This is a genomic window from Paenibacillus oralis, from assembly GCF_003863965.1.
GTDB lineage: Bacteria > Bacillota > Bacilli > Paenibacillales > Paenibacillaceae > Fontibacillus > Fontibacillus oralis.
This window is the reverse complement of sequence record NZ_RRCN01000001.1, coordinates 5,976,325-5,991,188: the sequence shown is the minus strand read 5'-3', so window position 1 is coordinate 5,991,188 and position 14,864 is coordinate 5,976,325. Positions and strand designations below refer to the sequence as shown.

The following is a 14,864-nucleotide window of genomic DNA, read 5'->3' as shown; positions in this document are numbered from 1 at the left end:
GATGACGGAGATGGGGAGGGTTGTCTCTCCAAACCACTTTGCACGATTATCCCTTTGGTTCAGAAAGCCAAGTCACATGATCAAACGGGATAATTGTGCAAAGCCTCCGGATAGCAAGTCTCGCTCCAGGCCACGGTCTGTTGTCGGCTTGACTGTCAAGCACTGATGATTAGGTTGAACCTTAAATTCAGCAATCCATAAGAAATGTTATCTGCGCTTTTATGTATAATAAGCAGATAGCGGGGGCACCAAACTCCTCGTGTATAAAGACACCTACGTATAGTGAAGAGGAGGAGTTATGAAGCAGTATAATACACGCGCCATCATGGCGTCCTTGCTTATCTGCGGTTTTATCGGCATGTTCAGTGAGACGGCGCTCAACATCGCCATCAGCAATCTGATGGAAGTGTTCCAAATTTCGGCGGCGACGGCGCAGTGGTTAACGACGGGCTTTCTGCTGACGCTGGGCATTCTCATGCCGCTGTCCGGTTTGCTGCTGCAATGGTTCACGACGCGGCAACTGTTTGTCGGCTCGGTGACGAGCTCGATTATCGGCACCTTGATCGCGGCGCTTGCGTTCAATTTCGAGATGCTGATGGTCGCGCGCGTCCTGCAGGCGATCGGCATGGGGCTTTTGATCCCGCTTATGTTCAATACGATTCTAGTCGTTTATCCGGCGGAAAAACGCGGCGCGGCGATGGGCTTTGTTGGTCTCGTCATCATGTTTGCGCCTGCGACCGGGCCGACCGTGGCGGGACTTTTGATCGAATATTTGACTTGGCATTTCATCTTCTGGCTATCGCTGCCGTTCCTGGTGCTCGGCTTGCTCGTCGGTCTGAAATTCTTGGAAAACGTCACCGAAGTAACGAAACCGCGCATCGACCTGCTCTCCGTCATCCTGTCTACGCTTGGCTTTGGGGGCGTCGTGTTTGGTTTCAGCAAGGCGGGGGAAGGGGATGCGGGCTGGACTAGCCCGGTCGTCATCGCCTCGATCGCCATCGGTCTCGCCGCGCTTGCGCTGTTCGTGCTGCGCCAGCTGTTCATGCGCGAGCCGATGATGAGTTTGCGCGTGTTTAAGTACCCGATGTTTATCGTCGGGCTGCTGCTGGTGCTCACCTGTATGATGATTATCTTATCCAGCATGATTGTTTTGCCGATGTACTTGCAGCAGGGCATGAAGCTTTCGCCGTTTACCGCCGGCCTGATGCTGCTGCCGGGCAGCGCGCTGAACGGCTTCCTGTCGCCGCGGATGGGCAAGCTGTTCGATAAGTACGGTCCGAAGTGGCTCGTCCTGCCCGGGCTTGCCGTTGTGGCGGCTGCGTTATGGTTTTTCTCCGGCGTCACTCCGGTGACTTCGGTGTTCTTCATCGTCGCGCTGCATATTTGCCTGATGATCGGCATTTCGATGGTGTTCATGCCGGCGCAGACGAACGGCCTGAACCAGCTGCCGCCGGAGCTGTACCCGCACGGCACCGCGGTGATGAACACGCTGCAACAAGTGGCGGGCGCGGTTGGCACCGCGGTTGCGATTAGCATCCTGACGCACGGCATGGAGCGGTATCTCGGTGCGTCCGCGGCCCCGAACGAAGTCACCGAGGTGGCGAAAGCGATGACAATAGGCTCGCACGGCGTGTTCCAATTCGCGATGATCGTGACACTAATCGGGCTGGCGCTGGCGCTGTTCATCCGCCGCGTTATCGTGTCGCACGGGGCGGTGCATCCGTCGCATTAAGCGATAAATAAAAAACGCTGCTGACAAATGAATGTCAGCAGCGTTTTTTATTATTTTTATTAAATAGCATCCAAGGCGGCTTCGACTTTTGATTCCACCGATGTATCAACAAATTGTATGGCCATGACGTATCCGGTGTCCGCTGGTTTTAAGAAGATAGTGATTTTTGTGCCTCCTACATTCCACTCGCTCATGAAGTAACCTCCGTTGGCCAGAGGTATTAGCTCATTATTCTTATCGGCAGCAGCGATATTGGTTTCCGGTTCCCCATATTTGTCAACGAAACTAGCGACCATACCGTCGTAAAAACCGAGTAACTCGTCTTCGTTATAGCTAGGAACTTGCGGGTTATACATCCATTTGGCCAGTTTGTTTTTATAAAACACGTACATTTCATCCGTGTAATCGGGTGCTTCCTGGTACCATAGGGCATAAATATCGCCTTCTTGCCCTTCCTCGATCAGCTGCTTATGGCTGAAAATCGCCTTCATTTGCTCCGGGGTCGCTCCCCAGGGCGGAATCGGGACGGTTTCTGCCGGCTTTTCCCCGATCCAGGCGATTCCTTGAGAGGCGTCCAGTCCGATCGACTTGCCGGTTAACTGCTTGATGGCCGATAAAGGGATATACGTAGTTCCTTTCATCGACTTGGCCACTGCGGGCATGGTGACATCAGACCCGTTGATTTTGGCTTTTTTGCTTCCCGTCTTCACGGTGATAGAAGAGCCGTCCGAATTTTTGGCCGTAATGGCCTTCGTTTTGCTATCGACGGTCGTGACATAACCTAGAGCGGTAAGCACCGGTTTCATCGGAATAAGAGTGACATTCTTCTCCACAACCGTTGGGAATTTTGAAGATAAAACTTTGCCGTCCACATAAAGCGTGTAAGAAGCGGGGGCGGCAGCGTGAGATTGGGGAGCAAAAGAGAAAAGACCGATAAATGCAGCGAGGCACCCCATAAGCGTTAAGTAAACTATTTTTTTCATGACGTCTCCTTTTATGTATTTGGTTTCAAAATCATAGGACTATTCTCTTAAATATAACATAGGCAGCTTTAATAGGGGAGGAAGAATTTCCCTGATAGCCAAGGAGCGTCATACGCAATAAAAGAAAAATTTTTTACAATATATAAGTGGTGCAATCATTTTTACATAGGTTTTACGCCTGGATGACAAGCGATTAATCTCCTTTTGTTATGTTATAGCTGTTTGGAGTGTGGGTACATATCCAACAAAAATAGAGGGAGATGATCAACTAGGTGTCTAAAAAGCTGTTATCCATGTTGTTATGTACAGCGCTGACGTTTGGTTTATGGTCAGGATTAGGAGCCTCACCCGTGGCCGAAGCGGCCGCGCAAGACGAGCCAGACGAGCCCATGATTCTGCTGCCGCGAAACAGCGAGTGGAAATATTTTGATCAGGGTCAAGATTTAATGTCCGTATGGAGAGCCACGTATGATGATTCCTCTTGGGATTCCGGGTTTGCACCTTTCGGTTACAAGGATAACGGCAGCGGCATTGCCACCTCTACCTTTGGACCGCTCAATACGGAAGTTGACTATGGTCCGGATAAAAATCTCAAGCATCGCACCACGTATTTCCGTACGAATCTTCAAGTCAACAAGGATGAGATCGACGGGTACGGACAGCTTCTCGGCACATTCGGAATAGACGACGGGGCCGTTGTTTATGTGAACGGACATGAGGCGGTCCGGTTCGGTATGCCGGCAGGGGAGATCACGTATTCCACCAAAGCCGGCTCAAGCAAAGATCTTCCCGTATTGTATGAAGATGTGGATCTGACCGCGCCGCTGAAGTCCTACTTAAAGGACGGCGACAACGAAATTGCGGTCGAGGTTCATCAGCAAAGCGACAGCAGTTCGGACCTCTATTTCGATATGGAGCTGAAAGCGTTGGTCCAAGCTCTGGCGCTTGAAATCAGCAAGGTGACCGTAACTTTCTACGGTGATGCTACAAGTGCGAAAGGTTTTACATGGTATACACCGCTGGGCTCATCCCGGAGCGATGTGCAGGTTGTGGAAAATCGCGGGGGAGAGCCGGATTTTAGTCAGGCCCAAACATTTAGCGGACGTACTTCCGTCTCTTCGAATTCCCCGGGAGAGCATGTTCATAAAGCGGAAGCGACAGGTTTAGCGGCGGATACCTCCTATTATTTCCGGGTAGGCGATGCGGCGCTTGGCGTTTGGAGCGGCACGGGAACCTTCCGGACCGCACCGGAGAAGGGCGCGTTTACGTTTATCGATCTGGCTGACACGCAGGCGAAGGACGAAGAGGAAGCGGTGCTCTCCTCCGAGACGTTGGCCAAAGCGTTGGCTGCCGTGCCGGAAGCGCAATTTGTCGTGCATAATGGCGATATTGTCGATACAGGCGTCAAGGAAGAACAGTGGAATTGGCTGCTTGGGCACTCGCAGGAAAGCTTGCTCCATACGACGCTGGCGCCTTCCGCGGGCAATCACGAGGATGAAAACTACGCGTTTATTGAGCACTTTAATTTGAAAGTTCCGGAAAAATCGGCAATCGAAACCGGCGCATATTATTCATACAATTACAGCAATGCGCATTTCGTTATTTTGAATTCCAATGAGGATTCGGATACGTATGACAATTTCTCGGTAGAGCAAGTGGAATGGCTCAAACAAGATGTTCAGCAGGCCAAAAAGGCCGGGGCTCAGTGGATAATCGTGAATATTCACAAAGGTCCGTACACCACTTCGAACCATGCAACGGATTCCGATATTATGGGCACGAATGGCGTGCGCAACAAAATCGCTTCGATCATGGCGGAACTGGATATCGATTTTGTTTTGCAGGGTCATGATCATATTTATGCGCGTACCAAGCCGATCAAAGCGGACGGCAAAGCAACAGAGCCCGTCAAAATTACGGAAATGCTGAATGGGGAGAAGCTGGAATACTCGGTAAACCCGGACGGTACGATCTATTTGATTCCGGCAACCGCTGGTCCGAAGGTTTATTACAAAAATCCGAGCCCCGATCTTGGGGATGCGTATTACAGCTTGTTCGAACGTGCGGAGGAAAATCATGCGGCCAAATACGGCCCCGACCCGAAGGATAACCGGCGTCCGAAACGCAGTCAGGTGCAAAATTTCGTCGGCATTACGATAGACGGCGGCAAGCTGACGGCCGTTGCGTATGAAATTGATCAGAACCTGAATGGAGCGCAGCCGTTTATTATTGATCAATTCGGCATTGAGAAGAAGGGGGCCGCAACGCCGAACCCCGGTTCGGGGAACTCGGGTTCGGGTAATTCGGGTTCAGGAAATTCCGGTTCAGGAAAAGGGAGTAACCCGGTTTCGAGTCCCGGTTCAGGTAGCGGGTCAGGAGCAGGCTCGGAGAAAGATGCGAATTCAGGGAATGGGACAAATCCGGATAGTGGGGCAGATACAGGAGCGCAGCCCGGAAGCAATCCGGGTACCGGATCGGGCCGCGCGAATCCGCCGGTGCTTAAGGATATTCAAGAGCATTGGGCCAAAGCGGCCATCGATCAGGCTGTGGCGGCAGGCTTCGTGAACGGCTACGCTGACGGAACCTTCCGGCCGAATCAACAAGTTACACGTGCGGAATTCGTTACCATGCTGGGACGCGCATTGGATTTGAACGCGGACGGCGCGCAGCTTTCATTTACGGATGCAAGCAAAATTCCTTCATGGGCGACGGAGGCAGTAGCTGAGGCCGTGGCAGCAGGCATTATCAGCGGCTACAAGGACGGCTCTTTCGGTCCGCATAACCCGCTTAATCGGGCGGAGCTGACAGCGATGATTGTCCGCGCCGGCGGGATCCGTCCCGATTCGCAAGCCAAGCTTGCTTTTAACGATGCGAAGGATATTCCGGCCTGGGCTGCGCCGTATGTGGCGGCAGCGGTTGATGCCGGACTTGTGGACGGAGTCGGCAACAACCGCTTTGCTCCTCAGCAAGTTGCCACCCGGGCGGAAGCCATAACGCTTGTTGTGAAACTTCTGGAATTTGTGAAGTAGGCACCCCCCCGGAATGGATAATTGAGTGTTAAAAAGGGTTCATGGCGTTGCGGAAACGTCATGAGCCTTTTTTCAATTGAAAGCTACTGTTTATATGACAAGATAACGATCTCATTGTTCAGCTTATTAGACAGATACACGCGTACGGAGGCACAAATCATCGCCAGAACGAGCAGGGTGCTGCCGGAAAACCAAATAATGGTGTCGCCATTGATAATGAAACCAAATTTTTTAATGAAAGTAGCGGGAAGCGTAGCGGCAAAAATAAACAAAAACGAACTGACCGAAAGATAGGTGCGGATCCGCTCCGGGGTTTTAGAAAGCATAGAGATTAAGGTCAATGTACTGGTTGCGAGATAAGTAAAGAGAAGGTATGTTGCCGCAAACCAAACAAAAGACACATCTTGGAACAAATGAAGCAGCACAGTCTCGTGGCTGGCCATAGCGTAACCTGCTATAAGGATGTCGAGCAAAAGGATGGGGCCGATGTTTAAACTATAGGAGGAGCGGCTGTATATGCCGGTAAGCCGGCGAACATCCACTTGGTTGGCCAGGTAATATTCACAGCGCCCCGAGCTTTTTTCTGAAATCACAATCAGACTGATGGTCAGCATATTCAAAAAGAAATAGCTGGAGACATTCAACATCAAAAAAACATAGACAACGATAAACTCCATCAGGCCGGTGTTCGTTTTCAGAATTTGCAGCATGGAATTTAACGGTACGATCAACATGATGTTGAGCATGACCAGGTAGGAAGGACTTTTTAGGATATCTCTGAAATTGAGCTTATTGATCGGGTGAATGCCCATCATTTGATCCCCTCCAGCACATCAAAAAGTCTTTGCTCAAGGTCTCCCTCGAACACCTGATTATTGATAGTTTCCACGACGGTACCGCCGTTCAAAATCGTAATCCAGTCGCTGATCTTTTGAACTTCGGCCAGATCGTGCGAGGTAAGGATGACCGTACGGCCTTCTTCCTTTAGTTGGTTCAACACGCTGCGCATCACCCGTCTGGATTCGGGATCAACGCCGGAGGTCAACTCATCCAGCATCAGAATCGGTGTATTTCTAAGCAATGTAACCAGGAGAGAGAGCTTTCTTTTCATACCCTTTGAGTAGGCAGCAACCTTATTGTCGAGCGCTGAATCCAATTGCAACAAGGAGGAGTAACGGTCCACTGCCGAAGATGATTGTCCAAGATCTAGCGAAAAATAGATGCCAAAATCGCGAATGTTCTCTCGTCCGGTTTTGGCTTCGAATAGATAGTCGTTCTCCAGCAGCACAGCAATTTGATGCTCATCATTAGCATAACGGATTGTACCTTCATCCAAGGTCAACAATCCGTTCATGAGGCGAAGCAGAGTCGTTTTCCCTGCTCCGTTCGGGCCGATGATGGCGTATATGCTGTTGCGGGGCACGGCCAGAGAAACGTTATTTATAATCTTTTGGCCATTTAAAGTTTTGCCTGCGCCGGATACGAGAATAGCGTATCTTTCAATTGCTGAGGCACTTTGTGGGTGTACCATTTGCATTTCGCTCCTAGTTCCTGTGATTTGATATTTCCCCATAACAGACAATTACCACACGCTGAATCAGAGGCGGACACTGTCTTTCCGGCAACTAGCCAATCGCCTTGGTGTTCCTGCCTGTTGCTTGCCTTTGCACGATTATCCCATTCGTTCAGGGAGCGGGGATCAGGGGGCTAGAGCAAGGGTTGCAAAAAAAAGAGAAGAAAAAGAGAGGGGGAAAAATGAGGCGGTTCAGGTGAGATTTTCGATTTGATAAGGGAACGTACGTTTGATATTACAAAGTAAATAGAACGCGAGTTCGTAAATTCTTGATTTGGGGGCGAGCGAACATGGAGGTCAATGCGGGAACGGAACTTCAACCATTCACCAGCCGTTATAACAGCGAGCAGGCCTGCATGCCTAAATTATTTCGAACCTATCTGCTTCTCCACCAAATATTTTCTTCTCCAGAGCTTGTCTGTTTCTCTGCTACCTGTTCAAATGGGATAATCGTGCAAAGTCTCCGGACAGCGAGTATTGATCTGCCGCGCCCCCCAAGAAAAGAATACTTTAACTCACTCAAGATTTGTAGTTTCATCAATCCATTTATATATTCAAACTAGGAACGGAAGTATCCGACCCTGTCGAGGTGTGCATTGCAAAAAGGCGTGTCTTTAGCTGGTTGTTTGCTCCCAAAAAGGGGCCAAATTGACCGATAGAACCTCAATGACTTCGTCAAACATCGTTTCCACCGATCGATCTTGAGGGTTCCGGCTCCACTGTAAAGCCGATCCGAATATGCCCCAACTGATAACGAGCGCCATAGCTTCCAATTTTTCTTGCGAAAAGCCCTGTGTGTCCACTTCATTTGCCCGTTTAAGCAGGAGCCGATGAAGATCCTGATGCATGGCCTTTTCAAACATCGCTTCAAACGGCTTGTCTCCCGGCGTACTATTTTGTTGAAACCGTAAAAGAAAATCGAATATGGTTTGAATAAGGATCCGCAAATTTTCCGCATTGCATCTTGTTTCTTCCGGCAGTCTATCCCTTATAGTCATTTGGAATTTTTCCGTCATCCAATATTTAAGAAAATCATATTTATCCTGAAAATGCGCATAAAATGTTGTTCGATTTACGGTTGCTTGATTCGTGATATCATGCACAGAAATGGAATAGATATTTCTCTTTTTCCCAACCAAATCGTTAAAAGCCTGCACGAATAATTGACGGGTTCTTTTAACACGAGGATCCTCGGGATTTACGGACATTTTACCCCCTCTTTCTCTTGAGCTCAATAACAGACAAAATGGCTGAAATGTTGGGAACACAACAAAAACAGCTTTTTGCAGTTTGTCCGCATGGGCTCAATCCTTTTATCCTTTACTTACGATTATGATTGCACAAACAAAATCGTATGACAAGAAAACTAGAAACTCTTTATCTGATTTGCGACCGAAAGGATGAGTGCAGAAATGATTGTTGTTACAGGAGCGAATGGAAAATTAGGCCGGAAGGTCGTAGAGGAACTTCTCAAGCGTGTTCCTGCCGGGGATATTGGTGTAAGTGTCCGTGATGTGAACAAGGCACAGGATCTAAAAGAACGCGGAGTTCGTGTTCGGGAAGGAAGTTTCGATGTTTCCGAAAGTCTTCTTCACGCTTTTGAGGAAGCGTCTCAAGTTCTCATTGTCTCGTCCCACTCCTTGGGAGAAGTTGCTGTTCGTCAGCATCAAACCGCAATCGACGCGGCAAAGAAAGCTGGTGTTAGCCGACTGCTGTACACTAGCCAAATGTTTTCATCCGCAACGTCGCATTTTCCTCCCATGAATGTTCATGCCGCTACAGAAGCGATGCTAAAATCTTCAGGAATGGCTTTCACGTCGCTGCGAAACGGCTTTTATGCCGCGTCAGCGATCATGTGGATGGGGGATGCCTTGAAAACTGGGGAATTGATTGCTCCGGAAGATGGTCCTGTTGCCTGGACCAACCATTCCGACCTGGCTGAAGCCACAGCGGTCATCCTGACAGAGCAGAGATATGACGGTATAACTCCTAACCTTACGGCTTCCGAAGCGATTGACATGGATAGAATCGCTTCGATTGCTTCCAAGGTCTTGGATCGGCCGATTCGGCGAATCGTCGTGTCGGATGATGAATATCGGAAACACTTGATGTCCCGAGGACTCCCGGAAGCGATGGTCGGCATGCTTACAGGGATGTTTCAGGCAAGCCGCCAGGGAGATTTCTCGCAAACCAATCCCGCTTTGGAAAACCTGATTGGCAGATCCCCAGTGAGTTTTGCGGATTTTTTCAAAGACTCGATTTCTCAATAACACTTTTGAAAAAAAGTTATGAACGCAAAACATGAAATTGGCAAGTAAACGTTGTTGTAACCGGACGAGGCGGCTATCCAGATTTGGAGTTGGACAAGCCGGTATAAGAACTAAGAAGTATCGCCCGGGCCAAGTATCATCGGTCCCGGGCGTTTTTTCGATTACCCTATTACGGGGGCTAAACCAGCAGCAACGACCTCCAAAACATCCCGCGCCATGTCTTCCGCCGATCTATCTTGCGGATGTCTGCTCCATTCGACGGCCGAGCCAAATATGCCCCAGCTTGCTATCAGAGCGGTAGTCTCCACCGTCTCTCGTGAAACGGAAGGTTCCGCTTGTTCGCTTAACCAGGTAAATAATAGGTCATTTAGTTCCTTTTGCATGGCGACCTCAAACAGCGTTTCATATTGACGATCAGCAAAAGTCATATACGGACGGGTACAGAAAAGAAAATCGAAAACGATTAAAATAAGCGTTCGCAAGCTCCCTATATCGGATAAAGCAGCATTCGGCAGCTCATCCTTTAGCTTCTCTAGGAATTTCTCCCTCATCCAGCTCTCAAGAAATGCGAATTTGTCTTCAAAATGCGCATAAAACGTGGAGCGGTTTACGGTCGCGTAGGACGTAATATCTTGTACGGTAATGGAAGAGACATTCTTCTTCCTCTGCTCAAGCAATTCCATAAAAGCTTGCATCAACAGTTGACGCGTCCGTTTCACACGGGGATCGTTTGTATTAGTGGGCATGTTACGCTTCTCCCTCTCCCTCAGATTATATTGGTTAACGTGCGTTTATTGGAAAGCAAAAGGACAACAAATAAGCTCGTGTGTTGTATAAGCCACAAATGCGGTTGTTTATTGGTTGTGCAGCCCAAACCGCTAAGCTAAGATTAGCACAGACAGTGCAGATTTTACTACACTGTCGGGTCAATCGCCCGTCAAAAGCAATACAAGAAAACTAGAAAGAATGGGTTCTGTGAAAGCAGTAAATACCCATTATGGTGATTGCTTGTGCAATTTATCTACGGGCTTCTTATCCAACAATTGACCGTTAGTTTAGCAAGATGATATACCGGATAAACCAAGGGAGGAAGATGAAAATGGAAAACAATCCAGTAAGTAAATACGCAGGCAAGAAAGTAGTGATCACGGGAGGCAGCAGCGGGCTGGGCCTCGCGACAGCGAAGCTGCTGGCGGATGAAGGAGCACGCGTTCTGATCACCGGCCGTACCCAGGCTAAGCTTGACTCAGCTCGTGAACAACTTGGCAACAACGCGGTCGCAGTGCAAAGCGACGCCGCGTCGTTAACGGATATCGACGAGTTGGCCGACCGGGTAAAGGCCGAGTTCGGAACGATCGATGCCCTGTTCGTAAACGCCGGAATCACGCGCTTTGTCCCCTTCGAGTCGATGACCGAGGAAGTGTACGACGAGTTACTTACAGTCAACGCCAAAGGTCCGTACTTCACCGTGCAGAAACTCGCCCCATTGCTAAACGCAGGCAGCGGCGTGGTGCTCACCACCTCTATCACGAACGTATTGGGTGTCCCGATGATCAGTGCGTACGCGTCCAGTAAAGCAGCGCTGCGCTCCATGACTCGCAGTCTGGCCCGCGAGCTGTTGCCGCGGAAGATTCGCGTCAACGCGGTCAGCCCCGGCCCCATCGACACCGGCATCATGGACAAGTCGATGCCGAAGGAAGCTGCAGAACAGACCAAGGAACAGATGAGACAGCAGATCCCAATGCTGCGTTTCGGTGACCCCCTCGAGGTTGCCAAAGCAGTTGCATTCCTTGCGTTCGACGCGACTTACACAACCGGAGCCGAGTTTCCCGTGGACGGAGGCGGCTCTCAGATCTAAGTTCGGGAGGAAGGACGAAACCACATGACAACACCATGGACAGAAGACCACATGCCAGATCAGACCGGACGAGTGGCTATTATAACCGGATCAAACAGCGGGATTGGTTGGGAAGCGGCGCGGGCGCTAGCCAATAAAGGGGCGACGGTCATTATGGCCTGCCGCAGTATCGCCAAAGCCAACCTTGCCGCTGACCGGATTAAAGCCCTTAAGCCGTCGGGCAAGGTCGTAGGAATGGCGCTCGATCTGGGCGATCAGGCGAGCGTCCGCGCTTTTGCGGCGGCCTTTCGCCAGGACTACCATCGGCTTGATCTCCTGATCAACAACGGCGGCGTGGCGAAGCCGCCTTACGGGAAGACAGCGCAGGGCTTCGAGCAGCAATTTGGAATCAATCACCTGGGGCACTTTGCGCTGACCGGTTTGCTGCTGGATCGGCTCGACGCGACGCCGGGCGCACGCATTGTGACGGTAAGCAGCTTGTCGCATCGGTCGGGAATCATTCACTTTGATGACCTGAACTTGGAGCGGAATTACACGCCAGCGCGCGCCTATGCTCAGAGCAAGCTGGCGAATCTGCTATTCACCTTCGAGCTGCAGCGACGGCTTGTTGCGGCAGGCCAATCAACGCTGGCAGTAGCTGTGCATCCGGGCTGGACAGCGACCAATGCGCTGCGGTATTCCAGTATGATGCGGCGCTTGAATCCGATTTTTGCCCAGACCTCGAAAATGGGTGTCTTGCCGACCCTTTATGCGGCCACTGCGTCAGACGTTCGAGGTGGAGATTACTTTGGGCCAAGCAGTCTCGAATTACGCGGCTACCCCAAGAAGGTCGAATCGAGTGCGCGCTCGCATGACGAAGCAGTCGCGCGGCGGTTGTGGACGGTTTCCGAGGAAATGACACAAGTGAAGTATGCGCTCGCGCCGGCCCCGGTATTTTGATGAAGATTTACCGTGAAGAAGGCTTCCTGATTTCGATCATAAGGCCAAGTCACACCTATGATGAGCGTTCCATACCGCTTGTCGCGCAAGGAAGGAATGGAACGTGGCAGGTTGCCAAACGTTGCTGGAAAACAAAAAATTGGAGGTTATCGAATTGGAGAATTTAGATACGTCGAGCAAAGATGTGAACTATCAAGCATCCAGCCCTGCTACTATGCGGACGATCCGCTTCCACAACTACGGCGAACCGGCCGAAGTCCTGCGCATGGAACAGGTCGCGGTCCCTGATCCAGGCCCGGGACGCATTCGCGTGACGGTGCGAGCTTGCGGGCTGAATCCGGTCGACTGGGCCATATGCAAAGGGCTATTTCCCGGCAATCTGCCCCGCGGTATCGGGCTGGAGCTGTCCGGGATTGTGGAGGCGGTCGGTGCGGACGTCACCTATGTCGTCATCGGTGACGCCGTCCTGGGCACCACCGACTTTGCCGGCGCCCCGAGCGCCGGCGCGTCGGATCGGGCGATCCTGGACCATTGGGTCCGCATCCCTGCAGGACTCGAGTTCGTGCAAGCTGCGGCGCTTCCAATGGCGGTCACAATTGCATACAACCACCTTAAAGCACTAGGTGTTAAGCCGGGCCACACCCTGCTGGTGCACGGAGCAGGCACAATGATGGGCTTCGCTGCCGTCCAGATCGCCCTCATGCGCGGCGCCAGCGTGATCGCTACCGCCGGTAACACTTACGCCGACCGGCTCCGTTCGCTGGGAGCGGCAGTGACTTCGTACGGTGACGGAATGGTCGAGCGGGTAACCGAGCTCGCCGGACAGCCGGTGGACCTGGTCCTGGACACTGCACCGGTCAGCGGCATAATACCCGATCTTATCCGGATCGCCGGTGGTGATCCCCGCCGTGTTCTAACCATCAGCGACTTCGCCGCAGCCGCCGAACTCGGCGTCCGCGCCAGCACCGGAGAACACCAGACCTTCCGCTATGATGTTCTCAGGGAGTTTGCCCAGTACGCCGCAGACGGCAAGTTCACCGTTCCGGTCGCCCAGACTTTCGCCCTCGAGGACTGGCGTAGCGCACTCGACATTAGCCAGAGCGGACACGCCCGCGGCAAACTGATCCTCCTGCCTGCCGGCGGCTGATGTAGAGACTTGCTTTTCCGCGGACGGGTATGCCGGGGCCGATGGAAACAAGACGAAGCTGACGTATTGAACGATCGATCGTCACGACACCGATTTTATCGAGCAAAAAATCAAAGAATACGAGGTCAAGCCCATGGAGTATTGAACTTGGGCTTGTCTTTTTTCGTTAAATCAAAGGAGCTTCGCTTATTCGGTAATTGCTTTTCTCTTGGCTTTAAAGATGTGAATCAGGTAATCCACAACAAGCGCCACGAATAAGAAGCTGGATTTTTAAGCGAACCTTTCTATTTTTCTTACGGATTTGATTCTAAGCATAATATCGCACGACGTTTATACCGGTTCATCAATGGGAACTTTGAGAGGTACGACCCCGTGGGGGTTACCTGGAAACCTGATCCGGAGCAAAGCAGGATCTTTATAGGTGAAGATTGGGATTATGACGAAATAACCGAGGAGCAAGCGAATAGTTTGCATGTTGTATGTTAGTTAACTCGAGTTATAGGTATTTGAAAGAAAACCATTAGTTAAGGGATCATTGTTTACTAATCGTTCTTAAACTTGTATGATAAGTGAAGGAAGGAGGAGGCTGTAAATGGCAAGACCCAGAGAATTTGATCAGGAGACCGCATTGAACAAAGCCATGGAATTGTTCTGGGAGAAAGGGTATGAGAGAACATCCATTCAGGATTTGGTCGAACGCACCGGAGTTCATAGGGGGAGCCTGTACGATACGTTTGGCGATAAAAATCAATTGTTTCTCACCTGCTTGGATCGATTCAGGGAAGTGACGAAAGATCGAGCCTTTCGCATCCTTGAGGAGGACGGGGAACCCAAAGAATTGTTACGTCGTTTTTTCGATACATTGATTGATGTGGCTTTAAGCAACGAAACGGGACGCCGAGGCTGCTTTATCGCAAATACAGCAATGGAACTGGGCGCAGTGGATTCGGCGATCTCCTCTCGGATCGAAGCTTATACGTTGGATATGGAAATCGCTTTTTATAAATTTCTGATGCGCGCTCAGCAGTTGGGTAAATTAAAGGCAAAGCTGAATGTTCGTGAGACGGCCAGATTTCTTGTGGGGACGAGGCACGGGCTTTATGTACTCGCTAAAACAGCCACGGATCGTAAAGTATTGGAGGATGCCGCTAAAGTAGCCATGTCCATTATCTTGTGATCTTAGGGTTTAGGAAATCAGCTGGCAGAGGGAAGACACGATTATAGTTGACTAATCGTTCTTAAATCGTGTATGATAGCTCTGGAGGTTGAACTTCCTGAACATTTACGAGAACGATCATTCTAGAAATGAAATTGCCATAGTGGAGGGGGGAGC

Annotated in this window: 13 protein-coding genes; 8 read left to right on the top strand and 5 right to left on the bottom strand. The window is 50.6% G+C overall.

Annotation, left to right across the window (positions count from 1 at the left end):
• The first annotated feature begins 298 nt into the window (after window positions 1–298).
• A complete protein-coding gene (locus EHV15_RS26705; RefSeq protein WP_128633899.1) occupies window positions 299–1,732 on the top strand; it encodes a DHA2 family efflux MFS transporter permease subunit in 1,434 nt (477 codons plus the stop codon).
• Window positions 1,733–1,791: 59 nt separating this feature from the next.
• Here EHV15_RS26705 and EHV15_RS26700 read toward each other — a convergent pair whose 3' ends face one another.
• A complete protein-coding gene (locus EHV15_RS26700) occupies window positions 1,792–2,715 on the bottom strand; it encodes a stalk domain-containing protein (RefSeq protein WP_128633898.1) in 924 nt (307 codons plus the stop codon).
• Window positions 2,716–2,987: 272 nt separating this feature from the next.
• On the opposite strand from EHV15_RS26700, the gene EHV15_RS26695 reads away from it, so the two are divergent.
• Window positions 2,988–5,744, top strand: a complete 2,757-nt coding sequence (locus tag EHV15_RS26695; protein WP_246061795.1) for an S-layer homology domain-containing protein — start codon at window positions 2,988–2,990, stop codon at window positions 5,742–5,744.
• An 83-nt stretch (window positions 5,745–5,827) separates the two neighbouring features.
• On the opposite strand, the gene EHV15_RS26690 is transcribed toward EHV15_RS26695, so the two are convergent.
• On the bottom strand, window positions 5,828–6,559 hold the full coding sequence (locus EHV15_RS26690; RefSeq protein WP_128633897.1) for a hypothetical protein: 732 nt from the start codon (window positions 6,557–6,559) through the stop codon (window positions 5,828–5,830).
• The gene (locus tag EHV15_RS26685) at window positions 6,556–7,275 is read right to left on the bottom strand and encodes an ABC transporter ATP-binding protein (RefSeq protein ID WP_128633896.1); all 720 of its coding nucleotides are present in this window, start codon (window positions 7,273–7,275) and stop codon (window positions 6,556–6,558) included. The genes EHV15_RS26690 and EHV15_RS26685 overlap by 4 nt, the downstream gene beginning before the upstream one ends.
• A 332-nt stretch (window positions 7,276–7,607) precedes the next feature.
• On the opposite strand from EHV15_RS26685, the gene EHV15_RS26680 reads away from it, so the two are divergent.
• Entirely contained in the window at window positions 7,608–7,880 is a 273-nt protein-coding gene (locus EHV15_RS26680) for a hypothetical protein (protein WP_128633895.1), read from the top strand.
• Between the two features lie 51 nt (window positions 7,881–7,931).
• Here EHV15_RS26680 and EHV15_RS26675 read toward each other — a convergent pair whose 3' ends face one another.
• Window positions 7,932–8,585 carry a TetR/AcrR family transcriptional regulator gene (locus EHV15_RS26675; protein WP_246061794.1) on the bottom strand — a complete coding sequence of 218 codons (654 nt, stop codon included), beginning with the start codon at window positions 8,583–8,585 and terminating at the stop codon, window positions 7,932–7,934.
• 144 nt (window positions 8,586–8,729) lie between these two features.
• Between EHV15_RS26675 and EHV15_RS26670 the strand changes: the two genes are divergently transcribed.
• Window positions 8,730–9,587: an SDR family oxidoreductase gene (locus tag EHV15_RS26670; protein ID WP_128633894.1), complete on the top strand. Its 858-nt coding sequence runs from the start codon at window positions 8,730–8,732 to the stop codon at window positions 9,585–9,587.
• A gap of 161 nt (window positions 9,588–9,748) precedes the next feature.
• Here EHV15_RS26670 and EHV15_RS26665 read toward each other — a convergent pair whose 3' ends face one another.
• A complete protein-coding gene (locus EHV15_RS26665; RefSeq protein ID WP_128633893.1) occupies window positions 9,749–10,333 on the bottom strand; it encodes a TetR/AcrR family transcriptional regulator in 585 nt (194 codons plus the stop codon).
• Window positions 10,334–10,686: 353 nt separating this feature from the next.
• Here EHV15_RS26665 and EHV15_RS26660 point away from each other — a divergent pair, with 353 nt between their 5' ends.
• The 4 genes from EHV15_RS26660 to EHV15_RS26640 all read left to right on the top strand — a co-directional run bounded on the left by EHV15_RS26660 (window position 10,687) and on the right by EHV15_RS26640 (window position 14,708).
• Window positions 10,687–11,445: an SDR family oxidoreductase gene (locus EHV15_RS26660; protein WP_128633892.1), complete on the top strand. Its 759-nt coding sequence runs from the start codon at window positions 10,687–10,689 to the stop codon at window positions 11,443–11,445.
• 24 nt (window positions 11,446–11,469) lie between these two features.
• On the top strand, window positions 11,470–12,384 hold the full coding sequence (locus tag EHV15_RS26655; protein ID WP_128633891.1) for an oxidoreductase: 915 nt from the start codon (window positions 11,470–11,472) through the stop codon (window positions 12,382–12,384).
• 121 nt (window positions 12,385–12,505) lie between these two features.
• Complete coding sequence (locus EHV15_RS26645; protein WP_246061792.1) at window positions 12,506–13,531, top strand: NADP-dependent oxidoreductase; 1,026 nt, start codon at window positions 12,506–12,508, stop codon at window positions 13,529–13,531.
• 592 nt (window positions 13,532–14,123) lie between these two features.
• Window positions 14,124–14,708: a TetR/AcrR family transcriptional regulator gene (locus EHV15_RS26640; RefSeq protein WP_128633890.1), complete on the top strand. Its 585-nt coding sequence runs from the start codon at window positions 14,124–14,126 to the stop codon at window positions 14,706–14,708.
• Window positions 14,709–14,864: the final 156 nt, after the last annotated feature.